The sequence below is a fragment of the Onishia taeanensis genome (genome assembly GCF_003268885.1).
Classification (GTDB): domain Bacteria; phylum Pseudomonadota; class Gammaproteobacteria; order Pseudomonadales; family Halomonadaceae; genus Onishia; species Onishia taeanensis_A.
This window is the reverse complement of the sequence record NZ_QLSX01000005.1, coordinates 133660-153473: the sequence shown is the minus strand read 5'-3', so window position 1 is coordinate 153473 and position 19814 is coordinate 133660. Positions and strand designations below refer to the sequence as shown.

The 19814-nt window shown below is 60.0% G+C and carries 21 protein-coding genes; 10 read left to right on the top strand and 11 right to left on the bottom strand.

The features are described 5' to 3' along the window. Window positions 1–66: 66 nt before the first annotated feature. Window positions 67–528, bottom strand: a complete 462-nt coding sequence (locus BCL93_RS08705; RefSeq protein WP_181463067.1) for a phosphate-starvation-inducible PsiE family protein — start codon at window positions 526–528, stop codon at window positions 67–69. Window positions 529–938: 410 nt separating this feature from the next. On the opposite strand from BCL93_RS08705, the gene BCL93_RS08700 reads away from it, so the two are divergent. After that, window positions 939–2300 carry a Na+/H+ antiporter family protein gene (locus tag BCL93_RS08700; protein ID WP_112054886.1) on the top strand — a complete coding sequence of 454 codons (1362 nt, stop codon included), beginning with the start codon at window positions 939–941 and terminating at the stop codon, window positions 2298–2300. A 160-nt stretch (window positions 2301–2460) separates the two neighbouring features. Here the strand turns inward: BCL93_RS08700 and BCL93_RS08695 are convergent, their stop codons facing one another. The 4 genes from BCL93_RS08695 to BCL93_RS08680 form a co-directional block, all read right to left on the bottom strand. Then, entirely contained in the window at window positions 2461–3210 is a 750-nt protein-coding gene (locus BCL93_RS08695; RefSeq protein WP_112054885.1) for an RNA methyltransferase, read from the bottom strand. A 287-nt stretch (window positions 3211–3497) separates the two neighbouring features. Beyond that, window positions 3498–5144 carry a chaperonin GroEL gene (gene groL / locus BCL93_RS08690; RefSeq protein WP_112054884.1) on the bottom strand — a complete coding sequence of 549 codons (1647 nt, stop codon included), beginning with the start codon at window positions 5142–5144 and terminating at the stop codon, window positions 3498–3500. 71 nt (window positions 5145–5215) lie between these two features. Continuing rightward, entirely contained in the window at window positions 5216–5509 is a 294-nt protein-coding gene (locus tag BCL93_RS08685) for a co-chaperone GroES (RefSeq protein WP_112054883.1), read from the bottom strand. Window positions 5510–5739: 230 nt separating this feature from the next. Beyond that, the gene (locus BCL93_RS08680) at window positions 5740–6264 is read right to left on the bottom strand and encodes an FxsA family protein (protein ID WP_112054882.1); all 525 of its coding nucleotides are present in this window, start codon (window positions 6262–6264) and stop codon (window positions 5740–5742) included. Window positions 6265–6592: 328 nt separating this feature from the next. Between BCL93_RS08680 and BCL93_RS08675 the strand changes: the two genes are divergently transcribed. After that, window positions 6593–7354: an SDR family oxidoreductase gene (locus BCL93_RS08675; protein ID WP_112054881.1), complete on the top strand. Its 762-nt coding sequence runs from the start codon at window positions 6593–6595 to the stop codon at window positions 7352–7354. Window positions 7355–7436: 82 nt separating this feature from the next. Here the strand turns inward: BCL93_RS08675 and BCL93_RS08670 are convergent, their stop codons facing one another. Beyond that, window positions 7437–7718, bottom strand: coding sequence for a ComEA family DNA-binding protein (locus BCL93_RS08670; protein WP_304525873.1), 282 nt, complete (start codon window positions 7716–7718; stop codon window positions 7437–7439). A 263-nt stretch (window positions 7719–7981) separates the two neighbouring features. On the opposite strand from BCL93_RS08670, the gene pyrF reads away from it, so the two are divergent. After that, window positions 7982–8680, top strand: coding sequence for an orotidine-5'-phosphate decarboxylase (gene pyrF, locus BCL93_RS08665; RefSeq protein WP_112054879.1), 699 nt, complete (start codon window positions 7982–7984; stop codon window positions 8678–8680). A 3-nt stretch (window positions 8681–8683) separates the two neighbouring features. Here pyrF and lapB read toward each other — a convergent pair whose 3' ends face one another. From lapB to BCL93_RS08650, 3 genes are read right to left on the bottom strand one after another with little or no spacing between them, the layout of a single operon-like run. After that, window positions 8684–9865: a lipopolysaccharide assembly protein LapB gene (gene lapB / locus BCL93_RS08660; protein WP_112054878.1), complete on the bottom strand. Its 1182-nt coding sequence runs from the start codon at window positions 9863–9865 to the stop codon at window positions 8684–8686. Beyond that, window positions 9866–10171, bottom strand: a complete 306-nt coding sequence (locus tag BCL93_RS08655; RefSeq protein ID WP_112054877.1) for a lipopolysaccharide assembly protein LapA domain-containing protein — start codon at window positions 10169–10171, stop codon at window positions 9866–9868. Window positions 10172–10221: 50 nt separating this feature from the next. Further along, complete coding sequence (locus BCL93_RS08650) at window positions 10222–10518, bottom strand: integration host factor subunit beta (protein WP_112054876.1); 297 nt, start codon at window positions 10516–10518, stop codon at window positions 10222–10224. Between the two features lie 203 nt (window positions 10519–10721). Between BCL93_RS08650 and BCL93_RS08645 the strand changes: the two genes are divergently transcribed. Both BCL93_RS08645 and BCL93_RS08640 read left to right on the top strand, forming a co-directional pair. Next, window positions 10722–11015 carry a succinate dehydrogenase assembly factor 2 gene (locus BCL93_RS08645; protein WP_258396180.1) on the top strand — a complete coding sequence of 98 codons (294 nt, stop codon included), beginning with the start codon at window positions 10722–10724 and terminating at the stop codon, window positions 11013–11015. After that, window positions 10975–11421 carry a protein YgfX gene (locus tag BCL93_RS08640; RefSeq protein WP_309251221.1) on the top strand — a complete coding sequence of 149 codons (447 nt, stop codon included), beginning with the start codon at window positions 10975–10977 and terminating at the stop codon, window positions 11419–11421. The genes BCL93_RS08645 and BCL93_RS08640 overlap by 41 nt, the downstream gene beginning before the upstream one ends. Window positions 11422–11648: 227 nt before the next feature. On the opposite strand, the gene nadB is transcribed toward BCL93_RS08640, so the two are convergent. Both nadB and BCL93_RS08630 read right to left on the bottom strand, forming a co-directional pair. Continuing rightward, the gene (gene nadB, locus BCL93_RS08635) at window positions 11649–13259 is read right to left on the bottom strand and encodes an L-aspartate oxidase (protein ID WP_112054873.1); all 1611 of its coding nucleotides are present in this window, start codon (window positions 13257–13259) and stop codon (window positions 11649–11651) included. Then, the gene (locus BCL93_RS08630) at window positions 13256–14398 is read right to left on the bottom strand and encodes an FUSC family protein (RefSeq protein ID WP_112054872.1); all 1143 of its coding nucleotides are present in this window, start codon (window positions 14396–14398) and stop codon (window positions 13256–13258) included. The genes nadB and BCL93_RS08630 overlap by 4 nt, the downstream gene beginning before the upstream one ends. 535 nt (window positions 14399–14933) lie before the next feature. Here BCL93_RS08630 and BCL93_RS08625 point away from each other — a divergent pair. The 5 genes from BCL93_RS08625 (at window position 14934) to BCL93_RS08605 (ending at window position 19814) form a co-directional block, all read left to right on the top strand. Then, on the top strand, window positions 14934–16214 hold the full coding sequence (locus BCL93_RS08625; protein WP_112054871.1) for a tyrosine-type recombinase/integrase: 1281 nt from the start codon (window positions 14934–14936) through the stop codon (window positions 16212–16214). 5 nt (window positions 16215–16219) lie between these two features. After that, entirely contained in the window at window positions 16220–16618 is a 399-nt protein-coding gene (locus tag BCL93_RS08620; RefSeq protein ID WP_112054870.1) for a hypothetical protein, read from the top strand. Window positions 16619–16712: 94 nt separating this feature from the next. Further along, window positions 16713–16928 (top strand): helix-turn-helix transcriptional regulator, encoded by a 216-nt coding sequence (locus tag BCL93_RS08615; RefSeq protein ID WP_112054869.1) that lies wholly within the window; start codon window positions 16713–16715, stop codon window positions 16926–16928. Window positions 16929–17025: 97 nt separating this feature from the next. Next, window positions 17026–17322 carry a hypothetical protein gene (locus BCL93_RS17100; protein ID WP_146742474.1) on the top strand — a complete coding sequence of 99 codons (297 nt, stop codon included), beginning with the start codon at window positions 17026–17028 and terminating at the stop codon, window positions 17320–17322. After that, complete coding sequence (locus tag BCL93_RS08605; protein WP_112054867.1) at window positions 17322–19814, top strand: DUF5906 domain-containing protein; 2493 nt, start codon at window positions 17322–17324, stop codon at window positions 19812–19814. The genes BCL93_RS17100 and BCL93_RS08605 overlap by 1 nt, the downstream gene beginning before the upstream one ends.

Below are 19814 nucleotides of genomic sequence, written 5' to 3'. Positions count from 1 at the left end.
AGCCATTGAGAAAGGTTCGTGAGCAAGGCCCTTGATGCGAAAGGCCCGAGAGTAAGGCCGGCGCCTTCAGCGGTGAAGACTGACCAGCCAATGGGTAATGCCAAGCGCGATGACCACGGCGGCGATGCCCAGAATTTCCATGGCCGTGACCTGGTCCAGGTCGAGGACGATGACCTTTCGCGCGATGGCCATCAGGGCAGTGGCGATGACCAGTTGAATCGGAATGATGTTAGTGCCGAGATAGAGCCGAATGTTGATGAAGATCTCGATGGCGATCAGCACCGCCATGAAGGCACCGAATGTCTGGAAAATATCGTTGATATCAAGCAGTAGGAACGGTGGTGCCATCAGGCGCTGATAGAGCACATAAAGCACATCGCCGATGCCCCAGATGATCACGAACACCATCAGCACTGCCAGCACACGCACGGCGATGCGGATGATCCTGTGCAGGGACTGGATCAGCGGGTCGCTGTGTTCCTCGGGCAATTCATTGTGCAGCAGCTTGCGTGGTTGCTCTTCCGCCATGACCGGGCTCTCCTATGGGCCTACCCAATACACAGTTAATACCCATCCGACGCGCACAAAAACGCCATGGAGTGAATTGGCTCCATGGCGGTATGCTGACCTCCCTGAACACCCTCCGGGTGTTTAGGCGTCCTGCCTGTCCTTTGAGCACTCCCTGTGCCGTCGCATCCGTGGCGTCTGGTCGACAGTGTCCCTTGTCTTTATGCCGCGGGGTGTCGTTTGCCCTCAACTCCCTGCTGACCTTAAGGTAGTGTATAGCGACATTTTGTGACAATTAAATAACAAAATAGTGACATTTAGACGGCGCCAATCCAGGCCGGAATCCACACGAACCGCCCCGTAACGCGCTCATTTCTGCTAGAATCGCCGCCTTTCGCGTCCTAACACATATCTTTCGGTGGAAAAAAGGCATGAATGCGGTAATTCTGGCGGTACTAGTCATGGTGGGCCTATCGCTGGCCCGGGTGTCGGTGGTCTTTGCGCTGGTGGTCGGCGCGCTGGTCGGTGGGCTGGCCGGCGGGCTGTCTCTCGAAAGCACGCTTGCAGCCTTCAACGATGGAGTAGGCGGCGGCGCCAAGGTGGCTTTGGCCTATGCCACCCTGGGCGCCTTCGCTGTGGCGATCTCTCGGTCTGGACTCCCTGATATGCTGGCGCAGAAGCTGATTCGGCTTCTGGGCCAGGACGCGACCCACCGCCGCCAGCGGGCAGTAAAGTACCTGCTGCTGGGCTCGTTGCTGCTGGTGGCGATCTCCTCCCAGAACCTGATTCCGGTCCACATTGCCTTCATCCCGATTCTGATTCCGCCGCTGCTCAAGGTCATGAACCAGCTGCGTCTGGACCGTCGCGCAGTGGCCTGCGCGCTGACCTTTGGTCTCACGGCGCCTTACATGCTGCTGCCGGTGGGCTTTGGGGCCATCTTCCTCAATGACATCCTGCTCGCCAATATCAACAGCGCCGGCGAGGCGCTGGGCCTCGAAGTCTCCCGCGGTATGGTGCCGTTGGCCATGGGCGTCCCGGTGGCCGGCATGGCGCTGGGCCTGGTGGTGGCCATCGCTTTCAGTTATCGCAAACCGCGCGACTACGCCGACAGCGAACTGGTCACCAGCAACCAGCCACACTATCCGGCCCATGACGGTGACGGCGCCCCGGCAGCACGCACCTCTGGTCTGGTGATGTCGGTGGTGGCCATTCTCGCGGCTCTGGGCATTCAGCTCTATAGCGGCTCGATGGTGCTGGGTGGCCTGGTCGGTTTCGCCTTGCTCTCGGTGGGTGGCATCTTCAAATGGCGCGAAGCGGATGATCTGTTCACCAGCGGCATGCGCATGATGGCGCTGATCGGCTTTATCATGATCTCTGCCTCGGGCTTTGCCGCGGTGATGGAAGCGACCGGTGAGGTCGACACGCTGGTGCAGAGCTCCTTTAACATGATCGGTGACAATCAGGGCCTGGCGGCGCTGCTGATGCTGCTCGTTGGGCTCTTCATCACCCTGGGGATTGGCTCGTCGTTCTCGACCATCCCGATCATTGCCACCATTTTCGTGCCGCTGTCCGTGCAGTTCGGCTTCTCCGACCTAGCCACCGTGGCGCTGGTGGGCACTGCTGCCGCGCTGGGTGATGCTGGTTCGCCGGCCTCTGACTCGACCCTCGGGCCGACGTCGGGGCTCAACGTCGATCGCCAGCACGATCATATCTGGGATAGCGTGGTGCCGACCTTCCTGCACTACAACATTCCGCTGATTGCCTTTGGGTGGCTAGCGGCCATGACGTTCTAGGCAAACAGAGTCAGTTCTCAGAGCACATTGCGATCGCAAAACGGCGCCCCTTGGGGCGCCGTTTTTTGTATAAAGCAAAGCGCTTGATAGGGAATGCGCTTGATGGGAGCGTCATTGATAGAAAAAGCGCGTGGAAGGTTCTTGTGTACTGGAAGAGCGATCAAGCTTGCCTGTTGTCGGGTGAATGCTCCTTGGGCTCGAGGGCACTGAGCAGGCCGCGCAGCAGTGACAGTTCGCGTCGGGTCGGCTGGGCGCGGGCAAACAGCGCCTGAAGCTGTGCCTCGGTGCGGGCATGGGGCTGGGTCAGGAAGCCGCTGGCCTGCATGACGCGACCAAGGTGGGTGTGGAAGTGGTCGAGCTGCTCGCGGCTGGGCAGCTTCTCGCCAGTAGGCCGGGTAGGGTGATAGCCGCTGTCCGGCCGGCGCCGCCAGGTACGATTGACCTCATAGGCCAGCACCTGCACGGCCTGGGCGAGGTTGAGAATGCCATAGTCGGGATTGGCCGGGATGCTGACCTGGTGGGTGCAGTGGCCGATCTCGTCGTTGGTCAGCCCCGAGCGTTCGCGGCCGAAGACCAGCGCGACCGGTGCATCGACGGCATGCTCGGTGAGTTCTTTGGCCATATCGTCAGGCTCATCGAAATGCGGCAGCGGCATGCTTCGTAGACGGGCGCTGGCGCCGACTACCTGAACGCAGTCGCTGACGGCTTCCTTGAGGCTTCCCACGACGCGAGCCGAGTCGACCAGGTCTTCCGCCCCGGCGGCGAGCCGGGTGGCCTCGGGGTCGGGAAAGCAGCGCGGGTTGACCAGCACCAGGTCGTCGAGCCCCATGGTCTTCATGGCGCGGGCGGCCTGGCCGATATTGCCGGGGTGGAAGGTCTGTACGAGGACGATTCGGACGTTGGAGAGCATTGCGGTTCTGGCGTTGGGAGAGTGGGGCGACTAGTTTACGCGACACGCTAGGCGGATGCCTGCCCTCACGGCTGATCGTGAGGTGGTGTTGTGGGGAAGGCGAGCCCGGCAGCAAGCAGGAAGGCAAAAAAAAGCCCCACCGGCATTGGCCGGTGGGGCTGATTTTTCAGGGCTCTTTCTTCAGGGCTCTTTCTTCAGTGTCCTGTCGTTAGGCCCTTTTCCAGGCTTTGACGTCAGGCCTTGCAGCGAGGCAAGGCCTGATCAGGGCCTGAGGAGGCTGGGCTGGCTTACATCATGCCGCCCATGCCACCCATTCCGCCCATGCCACCCATGTCGGGGGCACCGCCTTCTTTCTCTTCCGGATCATCGGCGATCATGCACTCGGTGGTGATCATGAGGCCAGCGATGGAACCGGCAGACTGCAGGGCGCTGCGGGTGACCTTGGCCGGGTCCAGCACGCCCATTTCGAACAGGTCGCCGAACTCGCCGGTCTGGGCGTTGTAGCCGAAGTTGCCTTCGCCTTCCTTGACGCGGTTCAGGATCACGGATGCTTCCTGACCGGCGTTGGTGACGATCTGACGCAGCGGCGCTTCCATGGCACGCAGAGCCAGCTTGATGCCGTGCGTCTGGTCTTCGTTGTCGCCCTGGAGTTCCTGCATCATGGTCAGCACGCGGACCAGAGCGGTACCACCACCCGGTACGACGCCTTCCTCGACGGCTGCGCGAGTGGAGTGCAGGGCATCTTCGACGCGAGCCTTCTTCTCCTTCATCTCCACTTCGGTAGCGGCACCGACGCGGATCACGGCAACACCGCCGGCCAGCTTGGCGACGCGCTCCTGGAGCTTCTCGCGATCGTAGTCGGAGGAGGTGTCCTCGATCTGAGCGCGGATCTGACCGACGCGCGCTTCGATGTCGGCTTCCTCACCAGAACCATCGATGATGGTGGTGTTTTCCTTGGACATGGTGATGCGCTTGGCGCTGCCCAGGTGATCCAGATTGGCCTGCTCGAGGGTCAGACCGACTTCTTCGGAGATCACAGTGCCGTTGGTCAGGATAGCGATATCCTGCAGCATGGCCTTGCGACGGTCGCCGAAGCCAGGCGCCTTGGCGGCTGCGACCTTGACGATACCGCGCATGGTGTTGACCACCAGGGTCGCCAGGGCTTCGCCCTCGATGTCTTCGGCGATGATCGCCAGCGGCTTGCCTGCCTTGGCGACGGCTTCCAGCACCGGCAGCAGCTCGCGGATGTTGGAGATCTTCTTGTCGACCAGCAGCAGGTACGGGTCTTCAAGCTCCACCGCCATGGTGTCTTGGTTGGTCACGAAGTACGGCGAGAGGTAGCCGCGATCGAACTGCATGCCTTCGACCACTTCCAGCTCGTCTTCCAGGCCGCGACCTTCATCGACGGTGATGACGCCTTCCTTGCCGACCTTCTGCATGGCATCAGCGATGATCTCACCGATGTTGGCGTCGCCGTTGGCGGAGATGGTGCCAACCTGGGCGATGGACTTCGGCTCGGTGCAGGGCACGGACAGTTCACGCACCTGCTTGACGGCTTCAGCCACGGCCTTGTCGATGCCGCGCTTCAGGTCCATCGGGTTCATGCCGGCGGTAACGCCCTTCATGCCTTCGGTGACGATGGCCTGCGCCAGCACGGTAGCGGTGGTGGTACCGTCGCCAGCGACGTCAGAGGTCTTGGAAGCGACTTCCTTGACCATCTGTGCGCCCATGTTCTCGAACCTGTCCTTCAGTTCGATTTCCTTGGCGACGGAAACGCCGTCCTTGGTGACGGTCGGTGCGCCGAAAGACTTCTCGAGCACGACGTTACGGCCTTTCGGGCCCAGCGTCGCCTTGACGGCGTTGGCGAGAATGTCAACGCCACGAGACATTTTCTTGCGGGCGTCGTCGGAGAACTTAACCTGTTTCGCTGCCATTGTTGGATCTTCCTACTTGATGTTCGTGAAACTTGAGCAAGTATGTACGAGCAAGTGTCTGTGAGCTGAAATCAGCCTTCGACCACGGCGAGGATGTCGCTCTCGCTCATGATCAGGACTTCTTCGCCGTCGATCTTCTCTTTCTCGACGCCGAAGCCGTCCTTGAAGATGACGGTATTGCCGACCTTGACGTCCAGCGCGCGGACTTCGCCACTGTCGAGAATCCGGCCGTTACCAACGGCGAGGATCTCACCACGCGTCGGCTTTTCCTGGGCGCTGCCCGGAAGCACGATACCGCCAGCAGTTTTCTGTTCTTCTTCCACGCGACGGACGATGACGCGATCGTGCAAGGGACGGATGTTCATTGCTCACGTTCTCCTGAAGTTTAGCGGTGCCAGGGATGCCCCTGGCGGGTCCATATCACCCTCGAAACCGAGGTTTCGAAGCGAAGGCTTGCGCCTTCTGTGTCGATGGCAACCGGGCCTGGACTCGGTCGCCGAAACGGGGTGCTGAGCTTACTTCTCAGCACTACGCCATGAGTGGGGGCTGGCGAAGGCCTTTCAAGGGCTCACGAGCAAAAATTTTAGGTTTGCGTTCAGCGACGTGGCTCATCCCGGGAGATGAAATCCCCTTCCAGAGGTGCTTGGTCGCTTGCATAAGACGATGCACCTTCTTCATGGCGCTCTTCACGCTTGGCGCCGCTGGCCTCTTCCCACCCGTCGGGAGGCACGCCCCGAGCACCGGCGCTGGTGGTGCCGCCCAGAATTTGGCCCTTGATGCCTATACGGGCCAGCAACTTGCCAAGCAGGCGACGTGCATCGGGTATCAGACACATCAGGCCCAGGCCATCAGACAGGAAACCCGGGGCCATCAGCAGGGCGCCGCCGAAGATAAGGGCCGCGCCGGTCATTAGCTCACTCGAGGGTATCTCGCCCTGAGCAAAGCGCTGCTGGGCTCTCGCCAGCGTGGCGGTGCCTTCACGGCGGATTAGATGCAGGCCGATGAAGCCAGTGGCGAGGACCAGCAGCAGGGTGGTCAACAGGCCGATTTCGCTGCCGATAGAGAACAAGATGACGAAATCGAGCAAGGCAAAAAGACTGAAAAACAAGAGCAGGGGCATGATGACTCCATGTTCGGTGACAGACGGATAATGGCGGCGGGATTGGCTTTTTCAAGGCATGTTGGGCTATCGGGCCTGTGTTCTGCTGTTTTGAGCGGCGTTGGCGGGTAGGTTGAGTGTGGTGATTGAGTTGAGCGTAAAGAGGCGAGACATGCTAGATTGATAAATGCTGCACTGCACAATGTGCTTACATCACCTTGAATCACCCAAAATCTTGGATTATGTAAGATTTAAGCAACGAAGGTTTAATTAATCATAATTGAATTAGTTAAAGTTAAATTAAGAAAGCTTTTATTATGCAAGCTTTGATTACGCAAGGGGAGTCGACATGCAGATGAAAGGAGCGGTGATTGCCATTACCGGCGGTGCGCGTGGCTTGGGGCTGGCCATGGCGCGGCATCTGGGCCAGCAGGGCGCTCGCCTGGCACTTCTGGATCTGGAGCGTGACACCCTGGATCAGGCCGTCAATGCCCTTCTGGATCAAGGCATAGAGGCTCGGGCCTATGAGCTCGACGTCGCGGATCAAGCCTCGGTCAGTGAAACCTTTGCGGCTATTGTCGCCGATATGGGGCCGCTCAAGGGGCTGGTCAACAATGCCGGCATCACTCGGGACGGGCTGCTGGTCAAGGTCAAAGACGGCAAGGTCGAGAAGGGGCTGAGTCTCAAGCAGTGGCAGCAAGTCATCGACGTCAACCTGACCGGGGTCTTCCTCTGCGGTCAGGAAGCGGCCTATCGGATGGTAGAAGCCGGCGAAGGCGGGGTGATCGTCAATATCTCCAGCATCTCGCGGGCCGGCAACATGGGGCAGAGTAACTATTCTGCGGCCAAGGCGGGTGTCGCATCACTGACCGTGACCTGGGCCAAGGAGCTGGCACGCAACGGCATCCGGGTCGGGGCGGTGGCGCCGGGCTTCATCGAGACCGAGATGACGGCATCGATCCGTCCGGACGTTCTGGAGAAGATCACCAAGGGCATCCCGCTGGGGAAGCTGGGGCAGCCGGAAGACATTGCTCAGAGTGTCGCCTATATCTTTGATAACGACTATTTCAGCGGACGGGTCATCGAGTGTGATGGCGGCCTGCGCGTCTAGCGCCACGCCTGCGCTAACTCAGCCAAAACGCCGGGCATTTGCCCGGCGTTTTGCATGCTGCTGATATGGCGTTGTTACAGGCCTAGAAGTTTAACCGGTTGCGCATGCCGTCGACGGTGGCCTCACCGATGCCGTTGACGCGCATCAGGTCCTCGGCACTGCTGTAGTCGCCATTGGCTTCACGGTCGGCGACGATATCGGCAGCTCGCGAGGTGCCGATACCCGGCAGGGTCTCGAGCTGTTCGGCGCTGGCGGTATTGATGTTGATCGCGGGCTGTTGCGCGGTCGACGTTTCCTGCGCAAGGGCCGGCATAGCGGCTAGGAGCAGGCACGACAGGGCGATGATCTGGCTGAGACGTTGCATGGGCGAATTCTCCGCTAACGGTGATAATCGACACTCCATGTGTCCTGATTCAGCCTAGTCATCACGCTGCATGCTGTGTGTCAGCGATTGCCGACCCTTTTGGTAAGAAAAATCTGATATTGCAGTGCACGGAGTTGCCAGGGCCTGGGGATTGGCAGCGTTGGAGCCTGTCGTCATCGGAGCCGTGTGCGGTAAGGGTCCTGAAGTCCGCGTCTGCCTGATATACTGCGCGCGAATTCTTCCCGCCTGGAGTGCGCTGTCCGATGTCACCTGCGTCCCCGCTGATCATTGCCCTCGATTACCCCTCTCTGGATGCTGCTCTGTGCATGGCCGATCAGCTCGACCCGTCGCGTTGCCGAGTCAAGGTCGGCAAGGAACTCTACACCCGCAGCGGACCTGATGTGCTCGAAGCCCTGCACGGCCGTGGTTTCGAGGTGTTTCTTGATCTCAAATTCCATGACATTCCCAATACCGTTGCCGGTGCCGTACAGGCTGCGGCGGAGCAGGGCGTGTGGATGGTCAATGTCCATGCCAGCGGCGGGCGCCGCATGATGGAGGCGGCCAGGGAGCGGCTGGACAGCCAGGCGCTGTCGACACAGTTGATCGCGGTGACCGTGCTGACCAGCATGAGTGCAGAGGACCTGGCCGAGGTGGGCGTGACGGTGTCAACGGCCGAGCAGGTAGCCAGGCTGGCGGGTCTGGCCAAGCAAAGCGGCATGGACGGCGTGGTGTGCTCGGCGCAGGAAGCCACCGCGCTGCGCGATCTGTGTGGAGAGGATTTCCTTAAGGTCACGCCGGGCATTCGTCCGGCGTCGGCGGGGGCCGATGACCAGCGCCGGGTGCTGACCCCCAGCGATGCCATGGCGGCTGGTAGCACCCATCTGGTCGTGGGTCGTCCGGTGACGCAGGCAGCGGACCCCATGGCGGCCCTGGCGGCCATCGAGAGCGAGCTCGCGGGCTAGCGGTTAGTCGCCCTTGCGGCCTGTCATCGGCCGGGTGGTGCCCCATTGCCGGCAGCTGGGGCACTGCCAATGCAATTCGGTTCCCGAAAAACCGCACTGCCCGCAGCGAAAGCGGGGGCGGGCGTCGAGCAGGGCGCGAGAGTGGTGGTTGAGAGGGCCGAGAAAGCGTTGTTCCTCGGCGGTCGCATCCTGCTGATAGAGATGAAGCAGGTAATCAAGCCCGCGCAGACTGGGTGCGCGCTCCATTTGGGCCTGGATCAGCTCTGCCGCTTCTTGGTGGCCGGCTCGCCGCTGAACGCATTCGGCTAGCATGATGACCGTTGAGGTCATCGGCACCTTCTCGTTCAACTTCTGAAGTGCCTTCTCGAGGCCTTCTTCATCATTCAGGAGCCGGTACGCATCCCGCAGCGGCTCGAGAATCAGCGCGGCAAAGCTCGCGTCCTGGTCGGGAATTCGCTTCAACAGCTTGAGTTCGGCCTTGTAGTGGCCGGTGTCATGTTCCATGCGAGCCAGCAGCAGCGTGGCCCTGACACAGTGGCCGTCGATATTGAGCGCCTGACGAAGCTTCTTTCTAGCAAGCGATGGGCTGGCTGACTCGAGGTCTCGTTCGGCAAGCTCGCAGAGCCAGTGAGCGGCCGCCCGCTGGATATTGTCATACTGGCGAATCAGGCCTGGCTGAGCGACATCGAGGGCCGCCTGCCACTCTTTCTCGCGCTCCAGCAGATCGACCAGCAGCAGCTTGGCCTGCTGGCGCTGGCTTTCATCGCCGCCGTCGTGGATCAGGTTTTCGAGGAGTTTCTCGGCGCGATCGAGTAGGCCCAGGTTGAGGAAGTCTCGGGATAGCTCGATTTGCACCAGGCTGCCTTGCGCGGGCGTGAGCGCGGGGCGAGCCAGCAGGTTCTGGTGAATCTTGACCGCACGATCGGTCTCTCCCCGCGAGCGGAAGAGGTTGCCGAGGGCAATGTGGGTCTCGATGGTATCGCTATTGACTTCGAGAGCGGCGACGAAGGTCTCAATGGCACGATCAGGCTGTTCGTTGAGCAGATAATTGAGCCCCACGAAATAATCCCGGGACAGCGTGTGCTGTCCCGGTTGATCGGAAGTGCCCTGACGGTCGCGTCGGCCCAGCCACCAGCCAATGGCGACTGCTGCCAACAACAGGGCCAGCAGCAGGAGGTCATGCATTTAGGCGACTTCCTTGAGCTCCTGAATCCGCAGGCGGTCGAGTTCCTTGCGCTGCTGCTGATTGTGTCGCTGGGCCCGGGTCAGTAGGGCACGAAGCCGCATATAGACGCCGGTCATGGCAAGCATCCCCAGCAAGACGCCAGCGGTCAGTGATCCCAGCAGCCACAGTGACAAGGAAGCGGGCGGGAGCTCTGTCCAGATCAGGTTGAGAGGCACGGTCTGCTGGTTGTTGACGGCAAACAGGATACCGACCAGCAACACCAGTAGCAGAATGATCCCCAGAAAAACGCCTTTTAGCCAACGCATGATAGTGTCCTTTGTGAAGCCAACAAGGGGCGGATGGGCAAGCCGCTATTCTAGTAGCCCAGCGCTCTGCTGGCATTGACCTGTTCGCGAAGTTCCTTGCCCGGCTTGAAGTGAGGCACGAATTTGCCCTCGAGTTCGACCGGATCGCCGGTCTTGGGGTTGCGCCCGGTTCGGGGTTCGCGATAGTGCAACGAGAAGCTGCCGAAGCCGCGGATCTCCACGCGGCCGCCATCTGCCAGGGCATCGGTGACGTCGTCGAGAATGATGCGGACAGCAGCTTCCACATCCTTGACTGACAGCTCGGGCTGTCGCATGGCTATCTGTTCGATCAACTCGGATTTGGTCATCGACTTACTCCGTGCAGTGGTGCCAGCAGATTGGCAACATCTCGGCGCTATTGTTTGATTCAGCATACTGTGCAAACCGAGATAAAACAACGAACTAGCAAGAGTCTTCCTTTGCGAGGCTGGATGCGGTTCCTGACCCCATGGCGCCCGGCGTCGCCAAGCGTATACTGTGTGCACATTCCGTAAGAGTTTCGAGGCTGACCTTGAACGAACAGCAAACCGTCGATGAGATCGATCGCAAGCGGCTCTACTGGCACTCCCGTCGTGGCATGTGGGAGCTCGACCTGCTGTTGATCCCCTTCCTTGAGCACCGCTTCGATGCCCTGGATGATGCCGACAAGCAAACCTATCGCGATTTGATTGCCGAAGAAGATCAGGACCTTTTCGTGTGGCTGATGCGCCGCGAGTGGCCTGTGGATTCGCAGCGTCGCCGCGTGGTGCAGATGATTGTGGATTATGCCGAAACCACCGGTAACGATCAGTATCGTACCCTCTAGACTGGCCGTTGGGCTCCATCTGGGCATGGCCCTGGGAGCCCTGATGGTGAGTATGGTCTATGCGCCGCCGTGGCTGTCCGCTGCGGCGGCGTTGTGTTTGGGGGTAGTGCTGTGGGGCTATGTCCGCCAGCGGCGAGGAGGCTGGCAGCTCCGCTTCGTGGATCAGGACGCAACCGGGGGAGAGGGGCCGCTAGGGGCAGAGTGGAGCGTTAGCGGAGAGTGGCAGGTGCAGCCCGCCGGTGAGGCTGGCTGGACACGCTGCTCTATTGGCTGTGGGTATCTCGGCCCCTGGTTGGTGGGGCTCACGCTGGCCCATGAGTCGCATTGGCTGTGGCCGGACAGTCTGAGCAAAGAGGAGGGCCGCGCCCTGCGCAGGTTGCTGGTGGCGGGGAAGGCCGACATCTAACGCTCCTTGGGCCGCGTTCAACTCTCATCGGGTCTACACCTCAGCCCTCAGCTCAACCCTTAGCCCTACTCTCAACCCATCGGCATTAGCCACTTGCCGCTCTCGCCCGTCCTCTAGCCTTTTGGCTCTCGCGTGTCGATGCGTTTCTTGTTGAGAGTCTTCCTGCATGACGCGCCCTTTGCTGTTTTCCACCTGGCGCGATCCACCTGGCGGATGCTATCTGATGCCTAGTTCCGCCATTGGGCTGGCAACTGAACGCTCGACGCAAGCGCTTTGCCTGGTGATTGGTGGGAATGGTCGCGGTTGAAGTGCAGACCGCGAGACTCCTCTCGCCCTTGGGCCGCCTGAACGGTCATGCCCGCCAGGCGTACTGCATGCCATAGGCTCGCCAGGTGGAGGGCCGGTGCATGGGTCTGACACAGTTCGCGGCTTTCCGTGATGAGCCCGGCGATATCGTTTTCGGCATGGCCAAGTCCGGCATCGTCTCGCACGATGCCCACGCGTCGGCTCATGATCGCCCTCAGTCGCTGGAATAACCTATCGATATGCTGCCGAGGAGCCTCTGTGCGGTTGTCGGCAGGCACATCGAGTTCGGGCTGTCGTGACAGAGAAGCATGTTCTGAAGGCTCTGGCGACGTGGCTTTGAGGGACTCGGCGGCGGCTCGCGCGAATACCAGGCACTCCAGCAGGGAGTTGCTGGCCATGCGGTTGGCGCCGTGCAGGCCGGTGCAGGCTACCTCGCCGATGGCGAATAATCCCTCTACCCCGGTGCGGCCGTCGAGGTCGGTGGCCACGCCGCCACAGCTATAGTGGGCGGCGGGCACCACCGGAATCGGCTGTCGGGTGATGTCGATCCCGCGGCCCAGGCAGTGGGCATGAATGGTCGGGAAGTGTGCCTGGAGGGCGGTCGCCGGCAGGTGGCTGATGTCCAGCAGTACATGACTGGCACCGGTTTCCTGCATTTGGGCGTCGATGGCGCGAGCCACGATATCCCGAGGCGCCAGCTCGGCCCGCGAGTCAATGTCGGGCATGAAGCGATGGCCGTCGAGAGTGGTGAGGATGCCGCCCTCGCCGCGCACTGCCTCGCTGATCAGGAAAGGGGTGCCCTCGGGGTCGTACAGGCAGGTGGGGTGAAACTGCTGGAACTCAAGGTTCATCAGCCTGGCCCCCAGCTCGGCGGCCATCGCCATGCCCTCGCCGCAGGCCGGTAGTGGGCTGGTGGTGTGGCGCCAGAGCCCGCTGGCACCGCCGGTGGCGAGTACCGTCTCGGCGGCTGTAATGTCTTCGATGCTGCCTTGTCGATCCAGGCAACGGGCGCCGCGGCAGGCACCGCTCGCATCTTGCAGCAGGCTGATGGCGCCGAGGTCGTCGCGCAGCGTGATAGCAGGATGACGGCGGGCATGCTCGAGCAAGGTCTCGATCAGTGCTTGGCCGGTCGCATCGGCGGCATGGATGATGCGCCGCGCCCCGTGGCCGCCTTCCCGGGTCAGGTGGTAGGGGTAGGGTGCGTCTTCCCGGGCATCCAGCGTGAAAGGGACTCCCAGCGACAGCAGCCATTCGATGGCACCGCGGCCATGCTCGACGGTAAAGCGTACCGCCTTCTCGTCACACAGGCCGTCGCCGGCAATCAGGGTGTCCTGGACATGGTCTTCGACGTTGTCCTGAGGTGATAGCACGGCGGCGATCCCGCCTTGGGCCCAGCGGCTGGCGCCGTGATCGTCGCTGGCCGGACGCAGCAGAGTAACCGGTCGACTGTCAGCCAGCTCGAGTGCCAAGGCTAGGCCGGCCGCGCCGCCGCCGAGAATCAGAACGTCTTGCGGGTGCGAAGCGCGCGTCATGAGGCGGGTCCTTGCGGGTTGCTGTCGTCGGGTAAAGTCGGATGCGTGGTCAGCACGTGATGCTTGGCCCGCTTGCGCAGTCGCTGGCTGGGCAAGCGCCGCAGCTCGCTGAGGGTGTCGACCAGTTCCTGGGTGAGGCGGGCCAGCTCTCGGTTGAGCCATAGATAGCCGGCCGGGCTGAACAGCGCTCGGCCGCTGGTCGCCGTGGCCTGGCGGGCATTGGTTGCATAGCGCTCCAGGTCGAAGGGGGCCAGTTCGACGTCGATAGGCTGGCCGGTGCGTACCTGAAAGGCCAGGGTGCCCAGGTCGCGAGCCAGGCGATGCTGCTGATCACGCAGCCCCTCCATGGCGGCGATATGATCATGGCCGTCACGGGTCGTCCAGTGGGTTTCGAGCAGCAGCTCGATGGTCGAAAGCATCCGTCGCTCGAGAGAGATGATGGTGTCGAGTTCTTCGCGCCTCAGGCGACGTTCGCGGTGGATCGCATCGACAAGGCCTCGCTGCTTGATGACGAGGCTACTCGACGACTTCAATAGCGGCTGAGTATCGAGGTCCGGAGAACCGGTAGAGCTGGTGTGGGCATGATACAGCCGGGCCAGCTTGTCGAGGGTTTCGGCCATCAGGAAGCGCTGCACGTCGGTGGCCTTCTGCGGCATGGCAAAAGCGGTAACCAGGATGCCGATCAGGGTGCCGACGAGCACGTTGAACGACCGCCATAGCGCCGTACCCAACTCCTGCGTGCCATCGCCGACCACCAGTAACAGGCTGATGGCGAACATCAGGCCGCTGTAGCCGTAACGTCCCTTGAATGTCACGTAGGTAGCGGCGGCAATGCCGGCCAGCGTCCAGATCGGTACCACCAACGGTGGCGGATTGGGCGCCAGCGTAATGAGAATGCCCCAGGCGGCGCCCAGAACGGTGCCGATCAGTCGCTGGCGTCCTTTATCGAGCACGCCGCCGATATGGGGCAGGTTGCCCATCACCATCACGGTGCTGACCAGCGCCCAGCTGGCATGGGGAACCTTGAAGATATCGATGAAGGCGAAAGTGATCGTCAGTGCCAGGGTGACCCGCACCACGTGCAGCAGGTGGCGATTGCGGTAGTTGATATAGGGGTCGCGCAGGCGAGGAAGGGGCATGTCGATGTACTTGCTAATGTGGCCGGTTCGGCAGCGAAAGAGCGGCGGTGGGCGTTGGGGGAAGCGCCAGAATCGCAGTATGCGCCGCCCGCTGCTAGAAGGTGCTTAGGGTATCATGCACCCTGGCGGCATGGCAGACGCTATCCTCAAGGGTAGTTGCAAGGACGGTCTTAAGGACTGTGTCACGGTCTGTCCCGCAAACTAGCCGATGGTCACGAAGCAAGGCGGAGATGAAAGCGTCAGGGACTTTCCTGATGCGCGCTCACATACAAGGGGTCGGCAAAAAAGACATGCAAAACGAGCACGCACAATGTTGTGAGTGATCAGGAATAAAAACAGGGGGAGGGGCTCAATAACCTGGTGCCCGGAGCCTAACCCTAACAGCTTTCTCATTCTGTCTCATCCAGTCACCAAAGCCGCCAACCATGCGGGTTTGCGGGTTTTCGCTTGCCTCATGTTGTCTCATGCTCTATCATCCAATCATGTTGTTTATGATGGGTACGAAGATGGGTAACGGAGACGGGGGTAAAGCACCATGCCAAAGGCCGTGAAAGAGCTTTCCGCTACAGAGGTCAAGCGCCTGAAATACAAGGTCACGAATGGTACACCGAAACCCGCCTACCATGCAGTAGGTGGCGTGTCGGGGCTGCTGTTGCAGTGCAGGCCACCGCGTGAGCCTGGCGGGGCTTTCGCCCGTTCGTGGATTCTGCGCACGGTGGTAGGCAGCAAGCGCCGGGATATTGGCCTTGGCGGGTATCCAGAGGTGACGCTTGCCATGGCGCGTGACAAGGCGCGTGAGCTGAAAGAGCAAATCCGGCAAGGCGTCGACCCCATCCTTGAGCGCAAGGCCGCAAAATCGGCCCTGGTGCGCGAGCAAGGCAGGCTTACCACCTTCGAGGAAATGGCGCGGGACTACATCGAGAAGAAATCAGCCGAGTACAAGACCGCCAAGCAAGCCCAGAAACTCACCACGCAGCTTGAAAAGTACGTTCTCCCCCACCTTGGGAGCATGTTCGTTGCTGACATTCAGATGAGCCACGTTGTCGACATGCTCAAGCCGATATGGACAGAGAAGACGGAGACCGCCACGCGGGTACGCCTTCACGTCGAGAAGATCCTTGATTCTGCCATTGCGGACGGCAAGCGCACGGACGTAAACCCCGCCCGGTGGCGCGGGATGCTGGAACACAGCACGTTGCCGATTCCCGGCAAGGTCTCCAAGGTGCAGCATTACAACGCACTCCCGGTGGACGATATGGCGACATTCTGGGAGAAGCTGGCGGCGCGTGACGACCGCAGTAGCCGCGCCCTGCAATTCATCATCCTGACCGCCTCCCGTTCCGGGGAGGTGCGCGGGGCCAAGTGGGAAGAGATCGACCTCAAGAAGAAGGTATGGACGGTGCCAGCCGACCGCATGAAGGCGGGCAAGCCCCATGCTGTGCCGCTATCACCGGAGGCCGTGGCGCTGCTGGAGTCCTTGCCGCGTGATTCTGAGTTCGTGTTCCCCGGTGGACGCGGTGGGAAGCTGTCTGACGTGATCGTGTCGAAGGTGCCTAAGAAGCTGGGCTATGACGTGACCGCGCACGGGTTCCGCTCCACGTTCAAGGATTGGGCACGCCAGCACACCGCCTACGCTGACGAGGTTTCCGAGCTGGCGCTTGCACACGTCAACAACGACAAGACGCGGGCAGCCTATGCCCGTGACGGACTGCTAGACAAGCGCCGCCGCCTGATGGGCGATTGGGCGACCTACTGCAAGACGGGCAAGACCGCTGCAAGCGCCAGCGTCACGCCTATTCGGGCAGCGGGAGAGTAATCAAGATGGCCATAGTACCTACAACGCCGAAACTGGAGAAGTTGACCGCCGTTCGACTTTTGAAACTTGGGAAGGCAACTCCCGAGCAACAGAAACTTGCCTCTCAATATATCGCTGAATTGCTGGGGCAGTTGAATGAGTCGGATGATATGCCAAAGCGATTAACTTCAGAGCGTGATAGAAACGTGATGATTTACCGCTATATGCAACTTTGTGAGCAGTCCGGGGAGAAAGTCGGACAGAAACAAACTTGCCGGGAGTTTGCCGAGCTTTTCAATCTATCGGAAGGTTCTGTAATTCGTGAGTTTAGCCGGTGGAAGAATCAGCCTGAAGAGGAAAAACAGAAGGATGTTGAAGAGTGGTCTCGGAAGTATGAGGAAATGCTTTCCGGCATGTTCTACTGAGGGGAGGGGAAACTTCTAGAATCCCCCTCTCTTCAAGCCCCGCCCCGTGTGAATAATGGGTTAGGTGTCTCAATCAATTAAAGGACGCCTACCCATGACTACACAAACCGCACCTAAGCGAGAAGTTCCCCCTATCCACCCGAGCGCCACCCATGCGAGCGACCTTCAGTTGGCCGCACGTTATGGCGTAGGCCGCGCCACGATCTGGCGTTGGGCGCAAAATGGCCGTATCCCCCAGCCGGTGAAGCTATCACCGGGGTGCACGCGCTGGCGTCTGGCCGACCTTGAGGAATGGGAGGCCGCGCAATGATCCACGCAAAAGAAAACCCCGTGACCGGAGGCAACCAGTCACGGGGCTACAGCTTCTTTCATATGTGCCTGCAAACTACCATTCTGGGGGTGCCTGCATGAACGATTATAGCACTCGTGGTACAGAGTACAACTTTCTTGATGAGATCAAGGATGACTTGTTTCCCCATCCCAAGCGGCATTGTGACGAGTGCGGACGACGCCTGTCTGCCGGGAACCGTTGTCAAATTGTCGTCCGCCATATTCAGCGGGGTTTGCCGCAAGGGGTTTTCGTTGGGTTTGAAATCTGCAAGCGCTGCGTAAAGGTCGCCGCGAAGGGCGAGGCTCCCAATCTCAACAAGAAAACCGATGATGCCTTCCTCCACTCGCTGACAGGCGTAGGAGGGATGCAGTGATGTTTCTTAACACTTCTCCCACCCCCGACCTGACAGAAGCGAGACGGCTGTTCGACGCTGGCATGAAGCTGGTGAAGCTGCATCCGTACACCAAACAACCTATTGGCATTGAGTGGAACAAGCATTCTGCCAGCAGCATTGACGATGACGCGACCGGGTACGGACTGCCCCTGGCCGTCAATGGTCTGTGCAGCATCGACCCTGACCATGTGGAGATGGCCCGCGTTGCCATGAAGGCATGGGGCTTCGATCTGGACGAGCTGTTAGACGCGGGTGTGCGCACCAGCAGCACGCGCCCTGACAGTGGGGGCAGGAGTGCGTTTCTGGCTGATCCTGAAGGCAAGGCACGATGGCTGCCGTTTCGTGTGTTCGACCCCAATGGTCGTAGCCTGACACTGCTGGAACTGCGTAATCAGTCCGCGAACCTGCAAGACGTGGTGCCGGGGATTGTCTACGCCAGCAAGGAAGGTGAGATTTACTCCCAGCAGTACGCCAACGGAAAACGCTTCGATGCTGCACCGCCTGTACCCGAAAAGTTCCTGACGCTATGGCGGGAGCTGTCAGTGGATGACGACAAGCTGCGGGAGTATTCACGGATTGCCGTCGATGCCATCAAGGCTGCTGGATTTACAGTCTATGGTGGGGAGCCTCAATATCGCCCGCCGATGGGTGCAGGTGTGCAACTCGCCTTCCCAGCGAAAGGCGTCAGGACGGAGTTCAACAAGGTCACTACGGTTGAATCAATCCTGCTGCGGCATGGGTACACCTACCATGAGCGCAAAGGCCGTTGGACGCACCCTGGCGCGACCGGAGCGCCAGCAATCCGACCCATCCCAGGCAAGGAGGGCTTGTGGCAGTCCGACCATGGTGGCGACCCGCTGCATGGCACGTTCGATGCATGGGCAGCCCATGTGCAACTTGATCATGGGGGTGACGTGGATGCGGCAATTAGGGTTCATCTTTTCGGCAGGGAGAGTGAGTCATTCCTTGATGCACCAGCCGCCCAGGCACCAGCCGTCAAGGGACTGCAACAGTTGATGGATGATCTGACCCGAGCCGAGCCGGAGGAGGCGCGGGGGATGGTGGTTGATCTGTTGCGCCTGGTGGAAGCACTGCCGGAAGTCGAAAAGATAGATTGGCATAAGCAGGTGCGCGATGTGATGCACTGGAACGTAGCAGAGTTCAAGGCCATTCTGAAAGACTTGCGGGGCGAATGGTATTCCCAGCGGAGTTATAAGCGATTTGATCCGTACCGTTACATCTATCTTGCGCCGAGAAATGAGTTCTACGATACGAAAAGCGGTTGTTCAATTCCGCCGTCAGGACTGAACAATAAGTACATATCAGAGTGCGATAATGCATCCCGTGTTATCTGCGCTGAACTAGACCCTGATATATCTATTGCTGATTGTTTGGGCTGGAATCCCACGGGAGCCACACCGCCGAAACGCGACGATTTGATTTATGAGGATGAAGGACAGCGCATGGTCAATACTTGGCGGGGGTTTGCCCTGACGCCGGTTGCGGGCGACGTTTCACCGTGGTTAGAACATGCCGAATACCTGATTCCTGATCCTGACGAGCGCGAGGGAGTGCTGGACTACCTGGCAACGCTGGTACAGCGGGTGGGCAGTAAGCCCGGCTTTGCCTTGATACATGCAGGTAAGAGTGGCATAGGTAAAGACGCGCTGTATGAGCCGGTATCGCGTGCTATCGGAAGTGCCTCACACGAAGCGTCCATAAAGGAAATATTGGAAGGCTGGGGAGATCATCGGTTTCAAAAGAAGTTTCTGATAATCACTGAGGTGAAGAAGGGCAAAGATCGGAATATCGCCAATGCGATGAAAACCATCGTGTCCACAACAAACACAGGAAAGAAAGACCTAAACCTAAAAGGTGGTCAAGTAGTAACCCAAGTGGATTGCATGGGCGTCTTGATGATGACCAACTTTCCAGACGGCTTCACGATTGAAGAGAACGACCGCCGTTATTTTGTCGTGAGTTCATGGGTGGAGCCGAAAGACGCGGAATATTACACATGGCTTCATGACTGGTATCGGAATGATAACGGCCCCGCCAAAGTGCTGAACTACCTGATGCAGCGGGATATATCGCACTTCAACCATAACGCGCTGCCGTTCGTGACCCAGGGGGCGCGTAAGATGGCCCAGGCAAGCCGCTATGACTACGAGCAGGACATAGAGGACATGATTCTTGAAGGCCAGCCACCGTTCCACGTTGGCGCTGTGACAGCCAAGGAGTTGAAGGCCGTGTGTCGGCTGCAAGGCATCAAGGCTGGCAACAATGGGCTTGACGAGGCCATGAACCGATTGGGCTGGCTGAAGTTGAAAGGTACGAAGCGGGTTGAAGGTGTGGTGAAGAACACACCGTACTTTTTCGCCAAGGACGTAGACGAGAACGCCACCAAGAGCGAATTGTACGATCTATTCCACGCACTGCGCCTGGCATCCACGACACTGAAGGAGGGGTGA